At 61.4% G+C, this 21999-nt stretch carries 26 protein-coding genes; 9 read left to right on the forward strand and 17 right to left on the reverse strand.

Features of this window, described 5'->3' with window-relative positions; translation table 11 throughout:
* Positions 1–11 precede the first annotated feature (11 nt).
* Together AC5XE7_RS04590 and AC5XE7_RS04595 are read right to left on the reverse strand one after the other, a co-directional pair.
* The gene (locus AC5XE7_RS04590) at positions 12–1337 is read right to left on the reverse strand and encodes a M20 family metallopeptidase (protein ID WP_495365009.1); all 1326 of its coding nucleotides are present in this window, start codon (positions 1335–1337) and stop codon (positions 12–14) included.
* A gap of 202 nt (positions 1338–1539) precedes the next feature.
* Complete coding sequence (locus tag AC5XE7_RS04595; protein WP_495365010.1) at positions 1540–2202, reverse strand: GntR family transcriptional regulator; 663 nt, start codon at positions 2200–2202, stop codon at positions 1540–1542.
* Positions 2203–2370: 168 nt separating this feature from the next.
* Here AC5XE7_RS04595 and AC5XE7_RS04600 point away from each other — a divergent pair, with 168 nt between their 5' ends.
* Together AC5XE7_RS04600 and AC5XE7_RS04605 are read left to right on the forward strand one after the other, a co-directional pair.
* The gene (locus tag AC5XE7_RS04600; protein WP_495365011.1) at positions 2371–3741 is read left to right on the forward strand and encodes a malonyl-CoA decarboxylase; all 1371 of its coding nucleotides are present in this window, start codon (positions 2371–2373) and stop codon (positions 3739–3741) included.
* Positions 3734–5245, forward strand: coding sequence for a malonate--CoA ligase (locus AC5XE7_RS04605; RefSeq protein WP_495365012.1), 1512 nt, complete (start codon positions 3734–3736; stop codon positions 5243–5245). Before AC5XE7_RS04600 ends, AC5XE7_RS04605 begins: the two co-directional genes overlap by 8 nt.
* A gap of 83 nt (positions 5246–5328) precedes the next feature.
* Here AC5XE7_RS04605 and AC5XE7_RS04610 read toward each other — a convergent pair whose 3' ends face one another.
* From AC5XE7_RS04610 to AC5XE7_RS04640, 7 genes are all read right to left on the reverse strand, one after another.
* Positions 5329–6618, reverse strand: coding sequence for a GNAT family N-acetyltransferase (locus AC5XE7_RS04610; protein ID WP_280198395.1), 1290 nt, complete (start codon positions 6616–6618; stop codon positions 5329–5331).
* Positions 6618–8018 (reverse strand): lipopolysaccharide biosynthesis protein, encoded by a 1401-nt coding sequence (locus tag AC5XE7_RS04615; RefSeq protein ID WP_495365013.1) that lies wholly within the window; start codon positions 8016–8018, stop codon positions 6618–6620. The genes AC5XE7_RS04610 and AC5XE7_RS04615 overlap by 1 nt, the downstream gene beginning before the upstream one ends.
* A gap of 105 nt (positions 8019–8123) precedes the next feature.
* A complete protein-coding gene (locus AC5XE7_RS04620) occupies positions 8124–8426 on the reverse strand; it encodes a GNAT family N-acetyltransferase (RefSeq protein WP_495917657.1) in 303 nt (100 codons plus the stop codon).
* Positions 8423–8728 (reverse strand): GNAT family N-acetyltransferase, encoded by a 306-nt coding sequence (locus AC5XE7_RS04625; RefSeq protein ID WP_495365015.1) that lies wholly within the window; start codon positions 8726–8728, stop codon positions 8423–8425. The genes AC5XE7_RS04620 and AC5XE7_RS04625 overlap by 4 nt, the downstream gene beginning before the upstream one ends.
* Positions 8725–9366, reverse strand: a complete 642-nt coding sequence (locus tag AC5XE7_RS04630) for an alpha/beta hydrolase (protein WP_495365016.1) — start codon at positions 9364–9366, stop codon at positions 8725–8727. The genes AC5XE7_RS04625 and AC5XE7_RS04630 overlap by 4 nt, the downstream gene beginning before the upstream one ends.
* Before the next feature lie 11 nt (positions 9367–9377).
* The gene (locus AC5XE7_RS04635; protein WP_495365017.1) at positions 9378–10310 is read right to left on the reverse strand and encodes a VOC family protein; all 933 of its coding nucleotides are present in this window, start codon (positions 10308–10310) and stop codon (positions 9378–9380) included.
* A gap of 204 nt (positions 10311–10514) precedes the next feature.
* Complete coding sequence (locus AC5XE7_RS04640; RefSeq protein WP_495365018.1) at positions 10515–11777, reverse strand: PRC-barrel domain-containing protein; 1263 nt, start codon at positions 11775–11777, stop codon at positions 10515–10517.
* Positions 11778–12021: 244 nt separating this feature from the next.
* Between AC5XE7_RS04640 and AC5XE7_RS04645 the strand changes: the two genes are divergently transcribed.
* Positions 12022–12924, forward strand: a complete 903-nt coding sequence (locus AC5XE7_RS04645) for a diacylglycerol/lipid kinase family protein (protein ID WP_495365019.1) — start codon at positions 12022–12024, stop codon at positions 12922–12924.
* A gap of 5 nt (positions 12925–12929) precedes the next feature.
* On the opposite strand, the gene AC5XE7_RS04650 is transcribed toward AC5XE7_RS04645, so the two are convergent.
* The 4 genes from AC5XE7_RS04650 to AC5XE7_RS04665 all read right to left on the reverse strand — a co-directional run bounded on the left by AC5XE7_RS04650 (position 12930) and on the right by AC5XE7_RS04665 (position 14919).
* On the reverse strand, positions 12930–13115 hold the full coding sequence (locus AC5XE7_RS04650) for a hypothetical protein (RefSeq protein ID WP_495365020.1): 186 nt from the start codon (positions 13113–13115) through the stop codon (positions 12930–12932).
* 88 nt (positions 13116–13203) lie between these two features.
* On the reverse strand, positions 13204–13671 hold the full coding sequence (locus tag AC5XE7_RS04655) for a hypothetical protein (RefSeq protein ID WP_495365021.1): 468 nt from the start codon (positions 13669–13671) through the stop codon (positions 13204–13206).
* A 13-nt stretch (positions 13672–13684) separates the two neighbouring features.
* Positions 13685–14011, reverse strand: a complete 327-nt coding sequence (locus tag AC5XE7_RS04660) for an ElaB/YgaM/YqjD family protein (RefSeq protein WP_183824355.1) — start codon at positions 14009–14011, stop codon at positions 13685–13687.
* 122 nt (positions 14012–14133) lie between these two features.
* Entirely contained in the window at positions 14134–14919 is a 786-nt protein-coding gene (locus tag AC5XE7_RS04665; RefSeq protein WP_495365022.1) for a Crp/Fnr family transcriptional regulator, read from the reverse strand.
* Positions 14920–15044: 125 nt separating this feature from the next.
* Here AC5XE7_RS04665 and AC5XE7_RS04670 point away from each other — a divergent pair, with 125 nt between their 5' ends.
* On the forward strand, positions 15045–15446 hold the full coding sequence (locus AC5XE7_RS04670) for a response regulator (protein ID WP_495365023.1): 402 nt from the start codon (positions 15045–15047) through the stop codon (positions 15444–15446).
* On the opposite strand, the gene AC5XE7_RS04675 is transcribed toward AC5XE7_RS04670, so the two are convergent.
* On the reverse strand, positions 15419–15967 hold the full coding sequence (locus AC5XE7_RS04675; RefSeq protein WP_183824361.1) for a sigma-70 family RNA polymerase sigma factor: 549 nt from the start codon (positions 15965–15967) through the stop codon (positions 15419–15421). The genes AC5XE7_RS04670 and AC5XE7_RS04675 overlap by 28 nt on opposite strands.
* Before the next feature lie 3 nt (positions 15968–15970).
* Positions 15971–16171, reverse strand: a complete 201-nt coding sequence (locus tag AC5XE7_RS04680; protein ID WP_183824364.1) for a NepR family anti-sigma factor — start codon at positions 16169–16171, stop codon at positions 15971–15973.
* Positions 16172–16398: 227 nt separating this feature from the next.
* Between AC5XE7_RS04680 and AC5XE7_RS04685 the strand changes: the two genes are divergently transcribed.
* The 5 genes from AC5XE7_RS04685 to AC5XE7_RS04705 all read left to right on the forward strand — a co-directional run bounded on the left by AC5XE7_RS04685 (position 16399) and on the right by AC5XE7_RS04705 (position 19372).
* Entirely contained in the window at positions 16399–17196 is a 798-nt protein-coding gene (locus AC5XE7_RS04685) for a response regulator (RefSeq protein WP_239799641.1), read from the forward strand.
* A gap of 85 nt (positions 17197–17281) precedes the next feature.
* On the forward strand, positions 17282–17446 hold the full coding sequence (locus tag AC5XE7_RS04690) for a DUF1328 domain-containing protein (RefSeq protein WP_495365024.1): 165 nt from the start codon (positions 17282–17284) through the stop codon (positions 17444–17446).
* A gap of 158 nt (positions 17447–17604) precedes the next feature.
* A complete protein-coding gene (locus AC5XE7_RS04695) occupies positions 17605–18663 on the forward strand; it encodes a sensor histidine kinase (protein ID WP_495365025.1) in 1059 nt (352 codons plus the stop codon).
* A gap of 46 nt (positions 18664–18709) precedes the next feature.
* Positions 18710–19012 carry a hypothetical protein gene (locus AC5XE7_RS04700; protein ID WP_239799644.1) on the forward strand — a complete coding sequence of 101 codons (303 nt, stop codon included), beginning with the start codon at positions 18710–18712 and terminating at the stop codon, positions 19010–19012.
* A gap of 111 nt (positions 19013–19123) precedes the next feature.
* Positions 19124–19372 (forward strand): YMGG-like glycine zipper-containing protein, encoded by a 249-nt coding sequence (locus tag AC5XE7_RS04705; protein ID WP_183824382.1) that lies wholly within the window; start codon positions 19124–19126, stop codon positions 19370–19372.
* A gap of 129 nt (positions 19373–19501) precedes the next feature.
* On the opposite strand, the gene AC5XE7_RS04710 is transcribed toward AC5XE7_RS04705, so the two are convergent.
* Complete coding sequence (locus AC5XE7_RS04710) at positions 19502–21100, reverse strand: CHASE domain-containing protein (protein WP_495365026.1); 1599 nt, start codon at positions 21098–21100, stop codon at positions 19502–19504.
* 95 nt (positions 21101–21195) lie between these two features.
* Complete coding sequence (locus AC5XE7_RS04715; protein WP_495365027.1) at positions 21196–21996, reverse strand: ATP-binding cassette domain-containing protein; 801 nt, start codon at positions 21994–21996, stop codon at positions 21196–21198.
* Positions 21997–21999: the final 3 nt, after the last annotated feature.

Consider the following 21999-nt stretch of genomic DNA (forward strand, 5'->3'; position numbering starts at 1 on the left):
CTTCCGACCGGTCAGGCGACGCCGCACCAGTCGAGAATGCTTGCTGCGAATATTTTTGTTGTCGTCCTGATGGATTCGACATCCGCCCATTCGTCGGGCGCATGCTGGTTAGCCCCGAAGGGCCCGTAGCGGATCGGCTGGACGCCGGCGACCGCATAGTGCGCACCGTCGGTCACGCCGATGGAGCCACGCAGCGCGGTCGGCCTGCCGAGGCTGGCGCGGCGCGCGGTGACGATCTTCACCAGCTCATGATCGGCCGAGGTGTTCATCGGCGGGAAATGCAGATCGTACAGGTCCCATTTCACCTCGATCGGATTTTCACGCAGCCACGGATCGGTCGCGCAGAAATGGGCGACGAAGGCTTCGAAATCCGCACGAATCTCGGCACTCGTCTCATGCGGCATGAATTTGTGGTCGATGTCGATCACGGCGACGTCGGGCACGATGCCGGGATTGCTCATGATGATCGGCAGACCATCCTCGCCCAGTCCCGCGCCTATGCGCACCACCCCGACGCCGAAATGATTGATGCCGGGCGCCATCATCGGATGGCTTTTCACGCGGGAGTTGGCCGCTTCATAATCCCGCAACGCCGCAAGGAAGCGGCTGGCCAGATCCGCGGCACTGATCGGCGGAGCCTTGGGATTTTCCTGCCAGGGCTGCGGGTACATGCCGGTGAAGCGATAGGCCGAGTGGCCCTGCCGGCCACGAATGGTGATGCGCAGCCATTCCAGACCGCCCTGACTGATGAAAATCTCGTCGCCGCCGGGTTCTGCAATGATGGCGGCAGGGGCCAGATGCCCGGCGCGCACCATGGCCTTTGCGCCCGAACCGCCGGCTTCCTCGTCAACCACGGAGTGCAGGGACACCCTGCCCCCGAGCGCAATGCCCGCCTCGCGGATGACGCGCAGCGCCTCCACGCAGCAGGCCATGCCCGCCTTCATATCCATGGTTCCGCGGCCCAGCACCCTGCCGTTGCGCACATCGCCGCAAAATGGATCGTAGCTCCATTCGCGCAGGTCACCCACCGGCACCACATCGATATGGCCGCACAGAATAAGGTCGCGCTCGCCATTGCCGGCGCCTTCGGTCTGGGCCAGCAGATTGGGGCGACCGGGCAACGCATCGAAGGTGCTGACCGCGAGATCGCAGCCGGACAACTCGTCGGCGATCAGTGCCTGAACCTGCGCCTCCCTGCCCTCTTCCGGTTCGTCCTGAAACTTCGGATTGACGGACGGAATACGCACGAGATCGCTGGTCAGCCCCACGACCCTGTCGGACTTCGCATCCAGACGCGCCCACACGTCGGCAACAGCGCTATCGATCCTGTCCTGCATATTTCCTCCACATGGCAGCTGCCACCGCCCGGCTTCAGGGTCCGGCTCAAGGTCAGAGGATTGGGCTGTTCTTGCGCGCCCTTTGTGTTCCCCGGTGCAATCCGCAGATCAGTATGGGCACAAATCCGTTTGTGTCAATTAAATTTCACTACCGACATAAAAATGCATAAAAAATGATTTTATTACATTTTAGGCACAGGCTTCAGCTTTCATTCCGGGTGGTCGTCAGACGCGCCACAAGATCGGAGAAACGTTCCCCCTGCACGGCGACATGCACCCGCAAAGCCGCGGCCGCACCGTTGCTGTCTCCCGACAATATGGCCTTCACGACACGCTCGTGCTCCGCCAGCGAGGTCTTCATCCTGTTGTGCACACGCAATTGCAGGCGGCGATAGGGCCGCAGCCTTCTGTGCAGAGCAAGGCACTGCTCCTGCAGGAATCCGTTGTGGCTTGCGGCATAGACTGCTTCGTGGAAGACCTCATTGTCGTAATAGTAGGCATCCGCATCCCCCGCTTCAGCCGACCGGAGGCAACGACAATGCGCTTCCTCCAGCGCGGCGCGATCATCATCGGTGTAACGCCGCGCCGCATGTGCTCCGGCCATGGCTTCCAGCTCCGCCATTACCTCGAACATCTCGTAGATGCGATGCGGTGCCGGCTCGACCACGATGGCGCCCCGGCGCGGGCGGATTTCGATGAGGCCGATTGCGCCCAGCTGTATCAAAGCCTCGCGCACCGGCGTGCGTGAAACGCCGAACCGGGCGGCGAGCTGGGTTTCGTCCAGCCGCCTGCCGGCCGGAAATTCACCGCTGACGATTCCATTCTCAATCTGATCGCGCAGCTTCTGGACGATGTTTTGCGACATGGCACCAATCTGAAAATGCAATTCTTGTATACAAGAATGTTGACTTTGTACGCATGAGGAATAGCATGAATCGAAATTGCAGGAAACCTTGCGTAAAATCTCGCATCCTCACGGGTGCCGATACTGTACGTCATTCAACAGGGCGGACCAGCCACAAAGGGGCCTATAATGGGCAGCTTCTCTTCCTTTCGCGATATGCTCGACGCCATTGCCGAGCGCGGTCGCCGGCTGCTCGGCACGTCGCAAAACCCGAAGCAACGCGTGGCGATGGAGGAGATCGTCCTGCAGTGCGAGCACCTGCTCTCAAGCCGCGGCGAAGCATCAGGCCTGGCTCTGGCGCAGGACATTCTCTCCGCATGGAAAGAACTGGATGACGAGGAGCAACCCCGGTTCATGCGGGAGTTGCTGATCAGATTCGGCGCCGATGATGCCCATATCGAAGACGCCATCGAAATGTACCGCAGCGACCGCAGCCCGGAAAACCTCGCCGCCCTGCATGAAGCCGCCGAGCCGAAGCGGCAGGAGCTGATCCGCCGGCTCAATGCCGCGCCCGACGGCACCCGCAGCCTTGTGCGGATGCGCGAAAAACTTCTCGGCCTGCTGAAGTCCGAACCGGAACTCAAAGCCGTGGACTCCGATTTCCAGCATCTCTTCGCTTCCTGGTTCAATCGTGGATTTCTGCAGCTGCGCTCCATCGACTGGACCACGCCCGCGCATATTCTGGAAAAGATCATCCGCTATGAAGCGGTCCACGCCATCAATGACTGGAACGAACTGCGCAGCCGTCTCGCACCCGCAGACCGGCGCTGCTTCGCTTTTTTCCACCCGCAGCTTTCCGATGATCCGCTGATCTTCGTCGAAGTGGCGCTGACACGCGCTACGCCCGACAACATCGGCGATCTGCTGGACGAAACACGTGCACCTTTAAAGCCCGGCGAGGCGAACACTGCGGTCTTCTATTCGATTTCCAACTGTCAGGACGGCCTGCGCGGTATTTCCTTCGGCAATTTCCTGATCAAGCAGGTGGTTGAGGAACTGCGCCGCGAACACCCTGCGCTGGAAACCTTCGTGACGCTGTCGCCGGTGCCCGGCTTCGCACGCTGGCTGAAGGCGGCGGAAGAAGGGGACGACATCCTCGAACTCGCCCGCCTGCGCGATCATCTCAGCAATGCCGACTGGCACCGCAACGCGGAAAGCATCAGGGAAGCCAGTCCGCTGCTTCAGCGGGCGGCAGCTTACTATTTCCTGACCGCCCGTGCGGCCGGTGGACGGCTGCTCGATCCGGTGGCGCGTTTCCATCTCGGCAACGGCGCCCGGCTGGAACGTCTCAATTTCCCGGGCGACGTATCGGCCAGAGGATTGCGTGAATCACACGGGCTGATGGTCAACTACCTTTACAAGCTCGACGACATCGAGCGCAATCACGAGGCCTATGCCGAACGGGGCGAAGTCGTGGCCTCGCCGGAGGTCCGCAAATGGCTTGCCGCCGGCTCGACCGCAAAAACATCTTCCAGGACGCAGGAAAAACTGAATGCCTAACCATCTGTTCCACGCCATTCGCACTGCCCTGCCGGGACAGGATGCTGTCTTCATCGAAACGCAGGACGGCCGCGTGTGGACCTATGGCGATATGCTCGGCCAGTCTGCCCGCATTGCGCGTGTGCTGACGGAACGTGGCGTGCAGCCGGGAGACCGGGTTGCAGTGCAGGTGGAGAAAAGCGCCGAAGCCCTGATGCTCTATCTGGCCTGCGTGCGTTGCGGCGCCGTCTACCTGCCGCTCAACACCGGCTATACGGTGGCCGAGCTCGACTATTTCTTCAACGATGCAAAACCTGCCGTCATCGTCGTCTCCCCCCACAATGCGGACAAGCTCGCTGAGACGGTGAAGGGCTGCGGCGCCGTTCTGGAGACACTGGACGATCATGACGGCGGCTCGCTCATGGAGAACGCCAGGGCGGCTGCCACGGATTTCGACGATGTGGAACGCGGTCCCGACGATCTGGCCGCCATCCTCTACACGTCCGGCACCACCGGCCGCTCCAAGGGCGCCATGCTCAGCCATGACAATCTGTTGTCCAATGCGCTGACACTGAGCGAAAGCTGGCGTTTCACCGCGCAGGACCGGCTCATCCATGCCCTGCCGATTTTCCACACGCACGGCCTGTTCGTGGCCACCAATGTCATCCTCGTTTCCGGCGCGTCGATGTTCCTGCTGCCGAAGTTCGATGCGGATGCCATCGTCGAGCGCCTTCCGAAGTCGACCGTTCTCATGGGCGTGCCGACCTTCTATGTGCGCCTTGCGCAGGACGATCGCGTCAACCACGACAGCACCGCCAACATGCGGCTGTTCATCTCCGGCTCTGCCCCGCTGCTTGCCGAAACGCACGACACCTTCCGCGCCCGCACCGGTCACGCCATCCTCGAACGCTACGGCATGACCGAGACGAACATGAACACCTCCAACCCCTATGACGGCGACCGCATCGCCGGCACGGTCGGCTTTCCGCTGCCCGGCGTCGACATCCGCGTCGTGGACATGGAAAACGGCGCCACCCTTCCGGCCGGCGACACGGGCATGCTGGAAGTCAGGGGGCCGAATGTTTTCAGAGGCTACTGGAACATGCCGGAGAAAACCAAAGCCGAATTCCGTAATGACGGCTTTTTCATCACCGGCGATCTCGGGCTGATCGACCAACGTGGCTATGTCCATATCGTCGGGCGCGGCAAGGACCTCGTCATCTCGGGCGGTTACAACATCTACCCGAAGGAGATCGAGAGCGAGATCGACCTGATCGATGGCGTCCTCGAAAGTGCGGTCATCGGGGTGCCACATGCGGATTTCGGCGAAGGCGTGACTGCCGTGGTGGTGCCGAAGAACAGCGCCGCGCTGAAGGAAGACGAGATCCTTGCCACGCTCGGCGAACGGCTGGCCCGCTACAAGCTGCCCAAGCGGGTGCTGTTCGTGGAAGAGCTGCCACGCAACACCATGGGCAAAGTGCAGAAAAACCTGCTGCGCGAAGCATGGAAGGATCTTTACGCCTGACGGCGGAACACATCCGCCGCTCCGAACCGGAACCTGCTTGACCACCACCGCTGCGCCCGCCGCAGCGGTTGGATATGGTGGCGTCAGGCCGGCCTCTTGCGGATGAGGCGGCGGGCCTTGTCGCGCAGGCCGCGCATGACGTTGCGCGCCTCCCGGTAAAGATGCATCTGCGAGGCGGCCTGTCTGGCTGCCTTGTCGGCAGCGGGCGTCAGCCCGATGATGAGCGTTCCCATGCGCATCCGCTCGCTCCACAGGCGGCCCATCACCGGATGGTCGGGCACCGCGCAGGAATCCGTGAACTGGATGTTCGGATCCTCCAGATGCTGACGGGTCACTTCGAGCATCAGCAGGGTCCCGGGGGAGAAGGTGGAAAGGCTTTCGTCATAAGCCGTCTTCCACGTATAAGCGACGCCCTGCTCGACGAACACGACAAGACTGGCGATCACACGGCCGTCCAGCGTCAGCGAATGGATGCGGCACATGTCGCGCTCCGCCAGCCTGTGCACCGCCTCGCGGGCGAATGCGGCCTGAAAGCGATCGACCGTCATGGCCGTGCCCTTGCGGCCCTTCCAGCCGGCGGCCTCCAGAGCAAGGAAGCTCTCCATCGCCGTGCGCACCTCTTCCGGCCCGCGCGCCACCTCATGCGCAACCGCGCCGAGCTCCTCCAGCCGACGGCGCAACCGACGAAATTCGCGCACGTGATGCGGACGCAGCGAGGCCTTCAGATAGGCATCTCCCTCCAGTTCGCTGTCGAGAACCGGCCGCTCGACCTCTGCGACTGTGATCAGGGAAAGCTGGCGCGTTTCCGCCACCGAGCGCAGCACGCGCGCCATCTGCCCTTCGAGGCGCATGTCGGGCAGCACCAGAACCTGCGGCAGTTGCAGATGCCGCCGTGACAGGATGGCGAGGCAATCCTCCACCACGCCCAGCGGATCGTCATAGTCCACCAGCGGCGTGCCGACCGGCCCGAACGGGTTCGACCATGCCCGCATCACCGGCACCGAGAATGGTACGTTCGGACGCTCCACGGAAAACGGCATCAGAAACCGCAGCCGCGAGCGATGCTCGTCGCCGTCCCTGATCACCGCCAGACGCACTTCGCGGTCCTCCAGCCTCGGCATCGCCGGAGCCAGAAAGCGCGGATTGAAGAAGATGTTGGGCTCGATGGCGCGGGCAACGAGGTGATCAAGTTCCTCGACCAGTTCAAAGCCCGCATTCGCCGGATAGATGGCCAGCGTACGCTGCGGGCGCCGGTTGGTGAGCAGTTCAAGCTGCGAAGGATCGGTGCCCTCACGCACAAGCCCGGCAAGCTCCGAGACCAGCGTGCCGGCCGGTCCCCCGCTTGCCTCCTCGATCAGCGGAACAGCAGCCATTATGCAGCGCTCCTTGCCGGAATGAAGATCGTCATGACAATACCAAGTTTACGCCAGACCGTGAAGGACAGGCCGGCGGCTTCAAAGATCATGGCAAACGCGGTCGCCATGGCCGCTCCCCACAGGCCGAAAGTGGGAAGAAGCAGAACGTTGAGCACGATGTTCAGCGCCAGCGTGGCGGCGAACACCACAGCGCAGCTGTTCTGGTGTCCGCTCATCGTCAGGAGGCTTTCGCACGGCCCGACGGAGGCGCGCGCCACCACGCCGACGACAAGCAGGAAAAGAAGCGGGTAGCCGGACTGGAACCCCTCGCCGAACAATCCGAGCATCGGCCTGCCCAGAGCCAGAACCACGACCGCCATGGCAAGCGAGGGCCAGAAGGTCCAGGACACGGTTTCGCGCGCGAAGGCGGCAAGCCGGTGCCGATCACCGTGAGCGAATTGCGCATAGCGCTGGCCGGAGCCGGCTTTGACCGCGAAATAGACGAAATGCACCAGCGCCAGCGTTTTCACCGTGGCGAAATAGACGGCCACTTCCTGCGGGTCGCGATAGAAGCCGACCATCAGCACATCGGCATTGGTGAGCAGGTAAAAGAAGCTGTCGACGAGGAAAATCGGCAGGGAGATGAAAAACCACTGGCGCAGCAGGATCCGGCTGTCGCCGGCGGGAATGGTTGCCGAAACCCTGCTGCCAAGGCTCAGCAACTGGCCGAGCGCGGTGACATAGGTGGCCGCGATTGCCGCGATGATGGCCGTGGTTGCATCGGCCGGACAGCCGGCGAGCAGGGCTGCCCCCATGAAGACGAGGATGAGCACCGGCCGCGAAATATAGGTCGGCAGCAGGGCCGACAGCGCCCATGAATGCGCGCGCGACACGCCCTGCAGAAGATCCGTCAGCGCCACCATGGGAAGGCACAGCAGGCCAAGCAGAAACGGCACCACATAATAATCTTCGATACGATCGGCGAAGAGCCAGACACCGGCAGCCCCTGCAACAGCGGTCAGGGTGGAAGCGGCCAGAACCACATGCCGGCTGACGCGGACGATACCACGCAATTCCGCCAGCATGCCCCGTTCGCGGAATTCCGGAATGAAGCGGATGACGGAGGTACTGAAACCGAGGCAGGAGATGGAGCCGACGATCAGCATCGTCACCCATACCAGAACGAAGATGCCGTATTCGAAACTGCCCATCCAGCGCGCCATGAGCACCTGGCTGAAAAAGGCGATCGCAGCGCTGACGACGCGGACCATGAAAGCGATGGCGGACATGCGCCCTGCGGCGCCGCGCTCATCCGAACCCGACGCGATGGCATCGATCTGCGCCAGCAAAGGCCGCAGGCGCAGCGCAAGGCGCTGCGGCAGCAACCGGTCAGCCGCCATGGTTGCGGAAAAACGCACCCTCTACATCTCCGTAATCCGCAAGGTCGAGATCCCTTCTAGGAGCCAACCCCTTAAGAAACGGTACGGTGATGGGATTTGGGGGCCGGCGGCCCCGCAGCCGCGCTATGCCGCCAAAACGTCCTGCCATTCCTTGTGGCGGCGGAATTCGGCCGCCACATAGCCGCACACCGGCGTGATTTTTGTGCCGGTCTCACGGGCATCGGTAACGGCATGGGCAACCAGCTGCGCGCCCACGCCCTTGCCGCGCGCCGATGGCGGCACGAAGCTGTAATCGATCGAAATGTGGCCGGGGCCGCCGCGCACATAGGTGAGATAGGCTTCCTCACCGCTCTCCAGTGGCAGCACGTAGCGACCCTTGCCGCCATCTTCGGTCTTGCTGATTTCCGTTCCCATCGCGATCTTCACCCTTGCTTCTTCAACACATCCGACCATTCGGGATGACGTTTGAACTGAGCCGCAGCAAAGGGGCACAGCGGAATGATGAGCTTGCCAGCCGCCCGTGCATCCTCGACCGCCCTTGTCACCAGCCGCAATCCCGCACCCTGACCACGAAAGGCGTCCGGCACGCCGGTATGGTCGATGATGATCTGATTGGCGCCCACCTTCGTGAACGTCATCTCGGCCTCCGCACCATCCGGCCCACGCAGGACATAGCGGCCCCTGGAGGCGGTCTCTTCGATTTCCACGTCCGGTATCTGTTCACTCATCGGGATGCTCCTGTAACCGGCACGGCCGACAAAAAGCGGCGTGCAGCCTCAACCTCACTGGGGCGCAGCTCATGCCCGCCCTCATGCCATTCCAGTTCTGTCGTCGCGCCCTGACTACGGAAATACGCTTCCAGCCGCAGGGTCAAGTCAGGCGGGCATATGGGATCGTGCCGCCCCGCCGTGATCAGCACCTCACGCCCGGCAAGCCCCGCCTGTGGCCCGGGCGCAAACGGGATCAGCGGATGCATCAGCACCGCGCGCGAAAACAGTTCCGGAGCAGACAGCATGACCGAAGCAAGGATATTGGCTCCGTTCGAATAACCGAGACCGTAAATTTCCCCGGCTCCCGGCGTCCGCGCCCTCGCATCGGCATGTGCTTGCACGAAACCCTTCATCTTGTCCGTCGCACGGGCAAGATCGACCATGTCGTATCTGCCTTCGGCGAGACGGAGAAAGAAACGCGCCGCGCCCATTTCCGAAACGTCGCCACGCGGCGCCACCACCGTAGCGCCGGGCAGCAGGTTACGCGCCAGCGGCAGCAGCTGCATTTCATTGCCGCCGGTGCCGTGAAAGACGAACAACAAGGGACCGCCTTTCACGCCCTGCACGATACTGTGCACATAGGCATCGGTACTCATTAACGGGCTCCTCAGTCTTCGAGCGGTTGCAGATGCTGTTCGAGATAGCTGCGCAGATGCTCATGCTGTGTCGGAAGCTTCAGCGCATCGCCGAGATGCGCGCGATCCTCGTCACGGTCGAAACCGGGCTCGTTGGTTGCAACCTCGAACAGAACGCCACCGGGTGTGCGGAAGTAGATCGCCCAGAAATAATCCCGGTCGATGACCGGCGTGACCTGATAGCCGGTATCCAGCAAGGCCTTGCGCACTTCCAGCTGCTTTTCGCGGTTTTCGACCGAGAACGCGACATGGTGAACCGAGCCGCCGCCAAGATTGGCAAACGCCGCACCCGGCATCACCTCGATGTCGACGGTATCGGCGCCATTGCCGTGCTCAAGCGCAAGCCGGCGCAGATTGCCGGACCGCCCGACCTCGCGATAGCCCATGAAGCCGAGAAGCTCTTCAGTGGCTCCGCCATCGCGCAGGAGCACCGAAACGGAATGGAAGCCGCGAATGCCCACATCCTCGGGAACACCTCCATGGGTCCATGGCGCGCGCGTGTCACCGTCCACCTCGACGAGGGCGAGGCCTTCGCCATCGGGGCCGGCAAAGGTCAGGCGCTGTTCGCCAAACCGCTCCTGCCGGGCAAGCTCCGCCACCCCTGCATCGCCGAGACGGCCTTCCCAGAAGCCGAGCGAACCACGCGGAACGGCGTAGACGGTGGTACCCACTTCGCCGACGCCGGGACGGCCCTTGCCAATATTCGGGAAAGGAAAGTAGGTCATGACCGAACCCGGCGTGCCAACCTCGTCTGCGTAATAGAGGTGGTAAACATCCGGCGCGTCGAAATTGACAGTCTGCTTCACACGCCGCAGACCGAGCGCTCCGGTGAAGAATGCATTGTTGCGGCGGGCATCACTGGCCATGAGCGTGACGTGATGCAGTCCCCTGATCTGATCGAGCATGATGTGGCGCTCCTTTTTGGAGGGTACGGCCCATAAATCCATGAAGGGCCGTGTTGATCGCCAATATGGGCGCAGGCATGCCGCGCGCAAAGATATCGGAGCGGCAATAGTCCGTATCCGAAAGGTGAACAATGGCACTCGCTTTGTTCACCAAGCAGAAGGCCCGCACCAGCGGGTGCGGGCCTTTGCAGAAAGCAGAGGTCCTCAGCGAACCATAAGGCGCTGCTGCTCGCGATTGTCAGCGTAGCTGTCCTTGTCGTACGCCGGATGCGCCTCAAGCTGTTCCTTGGTGAACTCGGTGTACAGATACTTCTTGCCGTCCTTGTCGGCCATTACCCTGAAAGTATCCATGCCAACCGCCACCGGCTTGGAGCCGATGCCGAGGAAACCGCCTACATCGATGATGACCGCATCGACCTGCCCGTCCGGAGTGAGCACGGCATCCCCGATCTCGCCGACCTTGACATCATCGGCGCCGTAGACGGTCGTGCCATCCAACTCCTTGGCGGTGACATCGGTCATCTGCACCTCGGTCAGGGTCGACTTGTCGATGGCAGCTGTCGAAGTCGCGTCACGCTGCTCGTTCGGGGCGGCAGCCGTATCGGTCGCCGGAACTGCTGCCGGAGCGGCGGCCGAATTGTCAGCGCTTGTCGTGGGGGCAACGTCATAGGCGCGGCGGTCGAAGTCCGGCAATGCTTCCAGCGATTCCTTGGTCGCCTCGACCACCAGCCAGCGATCGCCGTCACGCTCGGCCCATGTCGCCTTGTCGAAGTCGAGGGCGACATTCTTCTGGCCCATGCCGAGGAAACCGCCAACGCCGATCACCAGCGATTGAGCCTTGCCTTCAGGTGAAAGCACGACATCATTCACCTTGCCGATGTCCTGTGCCTCATCCCCGGTGCCGTTGTAGACGCTTTCACCAATGATGAGGGAAGCAAGATTGCCTTCGGCCGGCGCGATCACCGGTGCGGTGGCGGCAGGCGCTTCGCTCACGGTATCCGTGGTCGTCACACCCGGAGCGCGCTCCGTTGCAGGCGCAGGCTTATAAGGGGTGGAATCAAAGGCCGGCTGAGCTTCCAGCGCCTCCTTGGTCACGTCGGCAATCAGCCAGCGATCTCCATCCTTTTCAGCCCATTGCATCTTGTCGAAGTCGAACGTCACATCCTTGGCACCCAGCCCAAGGAAGCCGCCGACACCGATGACGGCGGACTCTACGTTGCCATCCTTGTCCAGAACGAGATCGGTGACCTTGCCGATATTCTGGGCATCTTCAGCCGTACCGTTATACACGGTTTCGCCGATGATATTGGAAGCCAGATGGCCATCGGCGCGAACCGCGGGTGCTGCCGGCTGTTCAGTGGCCGCGGTCGGCGGCGTGGTTGTCGCAGGCGCGGTAGCGTCCTGGGCCATGGCACCAGTGGCAACCAGCGTTGCGAGCGCAGTCGTTGCAAGAAGCTTGCGGATCATATCGTCTCTCCTCGTGTATCTTCGGTTCAGAAACCGTGAGCATCGCTGCGAATATCATGATGAATCCGCAGCCTGATTGCTGATTTGAGAACGTGTGATCTTGCCCCTTGTTCCAAAAAAACATTTCTCCATTCGCAGGAAAAATCCACCTGATATAGCGGAACTAAACTTCCACTGTTCCGTTACATGCGGCGCCTGAGAGACCTGCCGGCGCAATTCTTTTCGCGATCTGAAAGGATGCGACATGCGATTTTCCGCAGTGCTCAACAGGGACGGTGGAACGCTGCGCACGACCGATCTCGACGGTTTTTGCGCCTTCATGTCCCGGACGTTGCAGGCAGCGGGCCATCATGTCGACATCGCCGTTGTATCCGGCACCGAAATGCCCGCCGCGATCAACAAAGCGGCGGCGGCCCCGGACATTGACATTCTGCTTGCAGGCGGAGGCGACGGAACCATATCTGCCGCCGCTGCACGGCTGATGGGCAAGCAGAAGGCCCTTGCGGTCCTGCCAGCCGGCACCATGAACCTCTTTGCCCGCAGCCTCGGCATCCCCCAGTCACTTGAAGCCGCAGTGGAAAGCTTTGCGGGCGGCACAGTCAGGAAGGTGGATATCGCCACGGCCAATGGGCGCCCGTTCATCCACCAGTTCTCCGTCGGCATGCACGCCCGCATGATCCACCTGCGCGACAAGATGGAATTCGGCTCGCGTCTGGGAAAGATCGGCGCATCTTTCAGGGCCGCCTGGGCAACGCTGATCGACCCGCCGGCGATGCATGTCACGCTGATCATGAGCGAAACAGAGATAGAGGCACGCGCCAGCGCCGTCGGAATCACCAACAACCTGTTCGGCGAAGGTCATCTGCCCTATGCCGACAACCCGGCTGGCGGTGTTCTGGGCATCTATCTGACGATGGCGCAGACACGCGGCGCGGTGCTGAAGTTCGCTTTCAACGCGGCGCGCGGCAAATGGCGTGACAATGAGCATGTCGAAATCCATCAGGCCGAGCGCCTGACGCTGAAAATACGCGCTTCAGGAAAAAAGCCTCATGCGGCCATGGACGGCGAGCTTGTCGGGCTGGACAATGAGACTGTCATCGAAATTCACCCCAGGGCTCTGAACGTTCTTGTTCCGGCGACAGTCTGAGGGGCTCACTGTTGAGTCGGTACAGTCCCGGTGGCAGAGGTCTGCCCGACGGGAGCATCCGGCTTAGGCACCAGCAGAGCGGTGGCGGCCCATGCCGCCAATGCCAGAACGATGGCGCAGATCAGGATGACGAGCACGCGACGCCCTTTGCGTCCCTGCCTGACTGCCTGCTCGCGAAATATCCTGGCCATATCCTGCCTCCTTGCCGATGACGGGGCGCGGATGCCCCACCTTGCAGGTTCAACGAGGCCGGAAAGCTATGGTTCCCGGCCAGAAGCCTCAGTTCCGTTCGGTATCGGGATCAGGCCCGCGGCGGCGGGGCGCCGAGTTTTCACGGTAGATCACATAGGCCAGAACAGCTGCCGCCGGTCCAAGAATGAGACCCGGGCCAGCCTTGCTGCGCGCCAGCGCCGGCAGCACGGCTGCAAGTGCTGTCATGCCCAATGCCGTCATGTCAGCGCCTCGCCTTCTTCTGAGGCGGCGCGCTCTGGAACGCGCGCTGAAGCGGAATATCAGGACGATAAGCCCGGCAAGGAGGAGAAAGCCCACCCCAAAGCCGACAGATGTTTCAAGCGAGCCATAATGACGGGCGGCCCAGACATAAAGCGCGCCGATGAGAAATCCGACACCACACAACGCGGCGGTGGCGGCCAGCCCGTAGCTTATCGCCGCGATTCTGGCTCGCTTCAATGCGTATGCGGTCTCGCCCGAGGCGAGACCGGTGATCAAAGATACGAGTGCCCCCATGGGATCGACGCCGTCAGCGGCGCGACAGGAGGCCGACCAGGAAGCCGAGGCCCGCCGCAATGGCAAGCGACGTGACCGGCTTTTCCCGAACGTTCACGAGAACCTGCTCTTCCAGATCACGGGCGTTGGTCTTCAGGCTGTCGATGGCTGCCTCACCCTGCACGCGCAGCTGCTCCACACCCTGTGCTGCGGCCTTGCGCGCTGTACCATAACCCTGCTCGCCGGTTTCCGCGAGATGCTTGCCCAGCTTCTCGATATCGGCCTTGAGCTGACGAATCTCTTCTTCAAGGTCAACATTGTTCTTGTTGTCGGTCGCGGATTTTCCGGCTGCTGCGGCCATGATAAAACTCCTTGGTGGTTGATGTAGCCGGGATGACAACGCCGTGAAGGCGCTAAGGTTCCAGCCCGATTGTCCGGAATGGAAGGCTTTTTTCACGTCCAAGTCCAGCGCGCATTGCAACTTCACACAAGCGGGCGCCGGCCCGTCCCCAGCCCCTCCCATCCGGCGATCAGCATCAGTTCCTTCAGATTGATGACCCTGCATCCCCCTTCCTGCCACTCGATCATGCCGAGCCGGGAGAGCTTGCGCAGCGTCTTGTTGGTATGGACAAGCGAGAGCCCGAGCGTATCGGCAACATGCTGCTGGGTGACGGGAATGATCAGGCGGCGGCCGCTGCCAAGTCCCGTGCAGCGCGCCCTTTCGTGAATGAAGGCGATGAGATATGCGGCCCGTTCCATGGCGCTGCGCCGGCCGACGCTGAGCAGGTTCTCGTCAAGCATGCGTTCTTCCCGCGAAGCCAGCCAGGTAACATCGTAGCCCAGCCCGGGGTGCTTTCTGTAGAGTTCCAGGAGCCTGCTTCGGTCGAACACGCACAGGATGGAGTCCGACAGCATTTCTATGGAATGCTGCATCTCCCCCTCGATGCTTCCCTGCAGCCCGATCAGATCACCCGGCATCAGGTAGTTCAGGATCTGCCGCCGACCATCTTCCAGCAGCTTGAAGCGGAATCCCCATCCGGACAGCAGGGTGTAAAGATGCGGAGTGCGGCTGCCCTCGACAAGAACGGCGCTCCCCTTCTGCGCCAGCAGTTCCCCTTTTTTGAAGCGATTGAGGAACTCCAGTTCGTCCGGCTCCGCTTCGCGAAACGCTGGCAGGGAGCGCAGGGGGCAGCTTTCGCACGGATACAGCCTGCCCTGCACGGTGGCCGGCAGGACATATTGTTTTGTGTGTGTTGAGGTAATTGTCATCGTTGAGAAATCGCCTGCGGGGCGGAAGGTTCCTCCGCTACGGAAATGACGCCTTCCCTATGTCATTTTTAAATGACAGGAACATTCCCGAAACGGCATTCTGCCGTTTTCGGGAGTATCTGCCTGTGCCTGGCCCGCTTAACGGACTGCGAATCCTACTCGTCGAGGACGAGTATCTTATTGCCATGGATGTAGAGACGATCTGCCTTGAGCAGGGGGCCGCCAGCGTCTCGATTGTCGGACGCAGTGCGGAACTGGAAGACGATACACTGTTGCAGGAAATCGACGCGGCCATCATCGATGTGATGCTGGCAGGAGTTCCGACATTCCCGTTCGCCGGGCGCCTGCAACAGGAAGGCATACCTTTCATATTCGCGTCTGCCCACGGGCAAAGCGAATATATCAGCACACACTTTCCCGACATAAAGCTCGTTGAAAAGCCTTATGCCGGGTCCGATCTGGTCGAGGCCCTCGCCGAAGCGAGGGAGGCATCGAGACCTCAGTCGGCCGGTGACGTCATCACCTGAGTTGAGATCGCGTCCGGCCCAAAATCCTCTTCCCCGGAAATCTTGAGGATTTCCTGCAGGCGCGTGCGTGCGCGGCTGACGCGGCTTTTGATCGTGCCAATTGCGCAATCGCAGATTTCAGCCGCTTCCTCATAGGAAAATCCGGAAGCTCCGATCAGGATGATCGCCTCGCGCTGGTCGTCCGGCAAGCGTTCAAGCGCGCTGCGGAAGTCCTTGAGGTCAAGCTGGCCGTGCTGGGCAGGGTGAACCGCCAGCCGCGCCGTCATGATGCCGTCGCTGTCCTGAACCTCGCGTCCGCGCTTGCGCATCTGCGAGTAGAATTCGTTGCGCAAAATGGTGAACAGCCAAGCCTTCAGATTGGTGCCCGGCTGAAAGCTCTCATGCTTGTCCCATGCCTTGACGAGCGTTTCCTGAACGAGATCGTCGGCCTTGTCGACATTCTGCGACAGCGACACGGCGAATGCCCGCAGACTGGGTATGGATTTCAGAAGTTCGTCTTTAAAACCCGCGGATACGGCCATGCATCAGTCCTTGTCCTGAGACGTCTCGGCGTGCTCGAGTTGACTGAGCAATTGCGCAAAGCGATCAGGAACCTCGTCATGGACCAGATCGTCGTAATATTGCTTCAGCTTGCGTCCGATCTCGGAATTGGGTCCAAGATTGTCTTCGGCCCTGCCCTGGCGTCCCGGGGTTCCGGCCGCTCTGTTTTTATCCAATGTGTTCATTCTGCCTTTCGTCCCTACCCTGACCGTCTGTTGCATCACGCCGTCGCACGAAACGAAACAGACGCAGCCCCCGCTGGTTGATCGATCCGGGCGCAACGTCTCTTAGCCAAATTAGTTCCACGATTGTTGGAACTTTTTGCATTCCTGCGGGTTTTCGGAGCCTGAGGTCTTGCATAACCATGCATTCGGCCTTTCAAGCAACGCGTCACATGAGGGAGACGTATATCGTGAGTCTATCCGCCGCCATTGCCCCGCATCTGCCTTTCCTGCGCCGTTTCTCGCGAGCCGTCTCAGGCTCCCAGGAAAGTGGCGACGCCCTCGTCGCGGCAATGCTTGAGGCGATCATCGCCGACACCAGCATCTTCCCGAAAGCCTCCAGCGACCGCATCGCCCTGTACAAGATATTCACGCGGATGTTCACCTCCGTCTCCATCCGCATTCCCCAGGACCAGTCCGAGGCGCCCGACTGGGAGCAGCGCGTGGCCGCCAATCTCAATGCTCTGGCCCCCCGCCCCCGTCAGGCTTTCCTGCTGGTTGCGGTGGAAGGCTTCGATGAAAAGGAAGCCGCCGAAATTCTGGATCTGGACGACGCCAGCTTTTCGAGCCTCCTTTCGGAGGCCAGCAACGAAATTTCACGGCAGGTGGCCACAGATATCCTCATCATCGAGGACGAGCCGCTGATCGCCATGGACATCGAGGAAATGGTGGAAAGCCTCGGGCACCGTGTCGTTGGCATCGCCCGCACCCACGCGGAAGCCGTCGGCATCTTCGCCAAGTCGCATCCGCGCATGGTTCTGGCCGACATTCAGCTTGCCGACGGCAGTTCGGGCATCGATGCGGTCAATGAAATCCTGGCCGCCACGTCGGTGCCGGTGATCTTCATCACCGCCTTCCCCGAGCGGCTGCTCACCGGCGAGCGCCCGGAACCGGCTTTCCTCGTCACCAAGCCGTTCAACCCCGACATGGTCAAGGCGCTGATCAGTCAGGCCCTGTTCTTCGACCGGCAGGCGAAGGCGGCCGCCTGATATTTTTGCACATGCCACGGAACCATAGGCCAGTGACGGCGTTTTCCTCCATAGACGCAAGAGAAGATAAAGAGGATAAAGATCAATGCTTTACTGGACCCTTGTATTCCTTGTGGTGGCCATCATCGCCGGAGCTCTCGGCTTTGGCGGCATCGCTGGAGCATCAGCCGGAATCGCCAAGATCCTCTTCTTCATCTTCCTGGCGTTCGTGGTCATATCGCTGCTGGCGGGCATTTTCCGCCGGACCTGACCGCGTCGGTTTCCCCCAAACTGGAAACCGCCCCCCTCAACCGGTTTCCAGCCGCCGCCGGGCAGCGCTTTCCAGAAGAGCACTGCCCGGCGGAACGCATTTTGACGAATTCTCTTTAGTAGGATAGCCCTACCGGCACCAAGAGAGCAGAACACAAAATGGGTTCAGACAACGGTTCCAGATCGCCTCTGCGGCGGGAAGAGGAGGTCATAGACCCTTCTCTTCGGGATGAATCCGTGCTTGGCCGGGCCTTGCTCCACGCGTTGCGAAACGCCGGCGTTTCCGTGTTGTTTCAGGACAACGAACTCAGAACGGTGTGGGCCCGCAACATGGCCGCCCCGTGGATGCAGGGCAGCCAGGGCGACACCATCCTGCCCCCGTCCCAGACCGCCCGGATCATCGCGGCGCGGGAGGACACCATTGCCACCGGCAACGCCCACCGTTTCGAGATCAACGCTCCCGGGGAAGATGGCCTGCGGTGGTTCGAGATCTGGGTAGATCCCGATCACGACGAGCAGGGCAATATCCGCGGCGTCATGACCACCAAGGTGGAGACCACGGATCGCAAACGCCGCGAGCAGAGCCTGCGTGCCTTGCTGCGCGAAGTCAGCCACCGCTCCAAGAACCTGCTGGCGATCATCCAGAGCATCGCCAGTCAGACCGGCCGCCATTCCGACAATATTTCCGATTTCCTGACCAGCTTTCAGGGCCGCCTGCAATCCCTTGCGGCGTCTCAGGATCTTGTGACCTCGTCGAACTGGCGGGGAGCTGAACTCCGCGAGCTAATCAACGGCCAGCTCGGCCACAACATCGCCTATGCCGACAGCGAGCTGATTTTTGAAGGGTCTAACCCCTACCTCAACCCCAATGCAGCTCTGCATATCGGCCTCGCCATGCATGAACTGGTCGTGAACTCCCTTTCCTACGGTGCACTGTCACATCCGGGCAGCCGCATTACGGTGCGATCCAGGATGGAGCCGCCAGAGGAGCTTGCTGATGCGCCGGCGCTCCATCTGTCATGGGTGGAGCAACTGGACGAAGGCAGCGTGCTGCCCCCCCACCGGGATTTCCGGCGCGTCACACTGGAGCGTGTCGTGCCGGCGGCGCTGAGCGGACAGGCTTCGCTCGAACTGGTGGACAACAGGCTGGAATATCATCTGGTCATACCAGCAGCGAATTTTGAGAGCACAGGCGACGAATCCACCGCGACGCCTTAGGAACCTTACGTCAACCCGCGCGTTTTCTTTCCCAGAGGAAAACGCCATGGAACACATAGCCGCAGTTCTGCTGATTATCGGATGCTCCGGTGACCTGACGGAATGTGTCGAGTTGCCTGCTCCGGCTACAGTCTTTGAAACCTACGAGGAATGTCGGGTCGAACGCCAGCCCGCGCTGAAAGCGCTGTCGGGTCGAACGGACCGCGTCTTCGGCACCTGTATTCCGGTCGATCCGGCTCTTGAAGATGACTATGCCGAGATCGTGTGGAAGGTGCATCCGGACGGCAAGCTGGAAGCAAGTGTGGAGAAGGGCGAAACGCAAGTCGCTTCAAACGGTCATCACCCTTGAAAGAGCGATATTGCCCGAAAACAAAATCGCTGGCACAAGCTTGACGGTATCGGCTTGTTCGGCAAGTGATCGCTGCAAGGCGAGGGAAAGAGAAGCGAGAGGAGTGACTAAATGCGGAAGATAATCGTCGCCCTGGCGGCAATCGTGGCACTGAGCGGCTGCACCACCACGGAACAGGATGTTGGTGTGGGTGCTGTCGCTGGCGCAGCCATCGGCGGCATTGCCGGCGGCACCAAGGGCGCCCTGATCGGCACCGCTGTCGGTGCTGGTTCCGGCTTGCTGGTGCGTAACCTGCGCAACGGCTACTGCCAGTATCGCGACCCGAACACGCGCCGGATCTACACGGCCCGCTGCAACTGACCGGCGAATGGGGCGCGCATCTTCCTCAGCCGGATAAGTTTTCCGGACGGAAAGAGTTCTCCATGATCCTGCGAAAAAGGCCGGCTTAGCCGGCCTTTTTTCATATGTGTGCCACTGCGGTTCGAGCGCTCACTTCAGCGGCACCTTGATCTCGACCTGCAGGCCGCTTGGCAGGAAGCGGCGGTCTATCGAGCCATAAAGCTCGCGGGTAATGTTCATATTGATGAGCTTGGTGCCGAAACCCGTCGTTGCAGGCTCCTTGAGGCCCGCCTGTCCCGACTCGCGCCAGTTCAGGACAAGCGATTTGTTTCGACCGGCCTTTTCCACCCGCCACTCCACCTTGAGCGCGTCGACCGAGTTTCCCGCCTCGCCATATTTCAGTGCATTCGTCGCAAGCTCGTGAAAAGTAAGGCCAAGCGCCTGCGTGGCTGTCTCGTCGAGCAACACCTGCGGGCCTGACAGCAGCCCCTCGGGCAGATCCTTGCCAAACACCTGACCGAGCTCGATCCGCAGCAACTCGCGCAGATCCGCCTTCTGCCAGCGCGAGCGCGTGAGCATGTCCTGCGAGGCGGCCATTGCCTGCAGACGTGCCGCGAAAGAATCGGAAAACTCCTTCACATCGGCGGAATGCGAAGCCGTCTGGCGCGCAATGGCCAGAACCCGGGTTATGAGATTCTTGATCCTGTGCTTCATTTCCTGAAGCATCAGATCCTTTTCAACCAGACTGTGCTCGGCCGTCTGGTGCAGCTTTTCAGCCGCATCGTAAGCCCGCTCCTTGTAACGGGCAACGAGCGCGATGGCGCCGGCCAGCAGCAGGCCGAAGAGCCCGAGCATGACGGGAATGGCCCGCGACGAAGGCGGGGAGAATGCCGTGGTCGGCTCGAACTGCAGGGTCCACTGCCGGCCGGCGATCGTAAGCCGCCGGATGTCCACGATCCTGCCCACACCGGTGACGGCTGGCGTGGCGGAAGTGAAAATCTGGTTCTGCGCTTCTATGGCGCCATCGTAGATTTCCAGATGAACAGGCAGCAGCGGCAAGCGCCGCAAGGCCGTCTGGAACAGCTCACTCGCCTGAAACGCCGCGTACAGAACACCGGGCGTAGCGGAAGCCTCGCCGGAAGTGCCGGCTTTGAGGCGGGAGAAGACGATAAAACCCGGATAAGGCTCGACGCCGCTGTTCCCACCCAGCATCATCGGGGCGGTGGCATGCTGCGTGTCGTCGCGCATGGTCGCTTCTATCGCCTGCCGGCGAATGGGTTCGCTGAACATGTCGAAACCAAGCAACGTGTCGCTGGATGGCTTCAGCGGCTCGAAGAAAACCACCGGCGCACGCCACTTCTGATCCGACTGGGGATAGATCTGACGTTCCACCCCCTGTTCGTCGCGAATCCGGCGTTCAACGAGCGCCTCGCTCCCCACGTCAACGAGTTGCAGAAAACCGATGCCGCGCAGGCCGGGAAAGCTGCCCTCTATATCAAGCGCCGAAATGAAAGCCCGGAATTCATTTGCCGAAACACGGTTGTTATGTACCGCGAAGAATGCCTGGGTGGCCTTGAGCAGGGTCAGATGAAGATCAAGGCGGGTTTCGATGCGCGAAATGGCGTCATCCACGGTCGCTTCGAACTTGATGCGCGTCGCTTCCTGCGTCGCGAAATAAGCGAAACCGGCCATCACCATGCTGATCAGCGCGACAGCCAGGAATGTCAGAAGCGGAAAGAGTTTCTTCAACTGGCGACGCTACTCCGAAGCAGGGAATGCATTTCTAGCAAGTCCTCACGCCAAGGCAAGCAGGGCTCGGAGCAGCGCCGGTAACAGCACGGCTGTCACGCGGCGATTTTAAGGGCTCCCGGCCCCGGAACGGCACCGGGCGGGCATTTGCCCAGAATGATCATGCCAAGAACCTCGTCCTGCGTGACGTCCTGTGTGCGTGCCGTGCCGACCACCTGCCCGTTCTTCATGACGCATACCCGGTCGGCGAGATCGAACACGTCATGAATGTCGTGGCTGATGAGGAAGATGCCGATGCCGTCGGCCTTGAGCTGGCGCACCAGTTCGCCGACCTGCGCCGTCTCCTGCGGACCGAGCGCCGCCGTCGGCTCGTCCATGATGAGGATGCGCGCGTTGAACAGGATGGCGCGGGCAATCGCCACTGACTGGCGCTGCCCGCCGGAGAGCTTGATCACCGGCTCCTTGAAGCGCTGGAAGCGCGGATTGAGGCGGCCCATGACCTTGCGCGCCTCAGCTTCCATGGCGACGTCGTCCAGCGTGTTCCAGCGCGTCATCAGTTCGCGGCCGAGGAACAGATTGGCGGCCGCATCGACATTGTCGGCCAGCGCCAGCGTCTGGTAGATCGTCTCGATGCCGTATTTCTTGGCATCGCGCGGATTGCCGATCGCCGCCTCTTCGCCATTGACGAAGATCTGCCCGGCGTCGCGCTTGTAGGCGCCGGACAGGATCTTGATCAGCGTCGACTTGCCGGCCCCGTTGTGGCCGAGCAGCGCCACCACCTCACCTGGATAGAGATCGACCGAAGCGTCGTCGACGGCGCGAATGCCGCCAAAGGCGATGGAGATGTTGCGCATGTCGATGAGCGGGACAGCGCTGCTGTTTCGGGACTCTGCCATGGC

It is taken from the genome of Aquamicrobium sp. YD-1-mutant5 (genome assembly GCF_059509755.1).

Coding starts and splice junctions, on each gene's coding strand:
- AC5XE7_RS04590 (WP_495365009.1), bottom strand. CDS start 1,337: ATGCAGGACAGGATCGATAGCGCTGTTGCCGACGTGTGGGCGCGTCTG.
- AC5XE7_RS04595 (WP_495365010.1), bottom strand. CDS start 2,202: ATGTCGCAAAACATCGTCCAGAAGCTGCGCGATCAGATTGAGAATGGA.
- AC5XE7_RS04600 (WP_495365011.1), top strand. CDS start 2,371: ATGGGCAGCTTCTCTTCCTTTCGCGATATGCTCGACGCCATTGCCGAG.
- AC5XE7_RS04605 (WP_495365012.1), top strand. CDS start 3,734: ATGCCTAACCATCTGTTCCACGCCATTCGCACTGCCCTGCCGGGACAG.
- AC5XE7_RS04610 (WP_280198395.1), bottom strand. CDS start 6,618: ATGGCTGCTGTTCCGCTGATCGAGGAGGCAAGCGGGGGACCGGCCGGC.
- AC5XE7_RS04625 (WP_495365015.1), bottom strand. CDS start 8,728: ATGAGTGAACAGATACCGGACGTGGAAATCGAAGAGACCGCCTCCAGG.
- AC5XE7_RS04630 (WP_495365016.1), bottom strand. CDS start 9,366: ATGAGTACCGATGCCTATGTGCACAGTATCGTGCAGGGCGTGAAAGGC.
- AC5XE7_RS04635 (WP_495365017.1), bottom strand. CDS start 10,310: ATGCTCGATCAGATCAGGGGACTGCATCACGTCACGCTCATGGCCAGT.
- AC5XE7_RS04640 (WP_495365018.1), bottom strand. CDS start 11,777: ATGATCCGCAAGCTTCTTGCAACGACTGCGCTCGCAACGCTGGTTGCC.
- AC5XE7_RS04645 (WP_495365019.1), top strand. CDS start 12,022: ATGCGATTTTCCGCAGTGCTCAACAGGGACGGTGGAACGCTGCGCACG.
- AC5XE7_RS04650 (WP_495365020.1), bottom strand. CDS start 13,115: ATGGCCAGGATATTTCGCGAGCAGGCAGTCAGGCAGGGACGCAAAGGG.
- AC5XE7_RS04655 (WP_495365021.1), bottom strand. CDS start 13,671: ATGGGGGCACTCGTATCTTTGATCACCGGTCTCGCCTCGGGCGAGACC.
- AC5XE7_RS04660 (WP_183824355.1), bottom strand. CDS start 14,011: ATGGCCGCAGCAGCCGGAAAATCCGCGACCGACAACAAGAACAATGTT.
- AC5XE7_RS04665 (WP_495365022.1), bottom strand. CDS start 14,919: ATGACAATTACCTCAACACACACAAAACAATATGTCCTGCCGGCCACC.
- AC5XE7_RS04675 (WP_183824361.1), bottom strand. CDS start 15,967: ATGGCCGTATCCGCGGGTTTTAAAGACGAACTTCTGAAATCCATACCC.
- AC5XE7_RS04680 (WP_183824364.1), bottom strand. CDS start 16,171: ATGAACACATTGGATAAAAACAGAGCGGCCGGAACCCCGGGACGCCAG.
- AC5XE7_RS04690 (WP_495365024.1), top strand. CDS start 17,282: ATGCTTTACTGGACCCTTGTATTCCTTGTGGTGGCCATCATCGCCGGA.
- AC5XE7_RS04695 (WP_495365025.1), top strand. CDS start 17,605: ATGGGTTCAGACAACGGTTCCAGATCGCCTCTGCGGCGGGAAGAGGAG.
- AC5XE7_RS04700 (WP_239799644.1), top strand. CDS start 18,710: ATGGAACACATAGCCGCAGTTCTGCTGATTATCGGATGCTCCGGTGAC.
- AC5XE7_RS04705 (WP_183824382.1), top strand. CDS start 19,124: ATGCGGAAGATAATCGTCGCCCTGGCGGCAATCGTGGCACTGAGCGGC.
- AC5XE7_RS04715 (WP_495365027.1), bottom strand. CDS start 21,996: ATGGCAGAGTCCCGAAACAGCAGCGCTGTCCCGCTCATCGACATGCGC.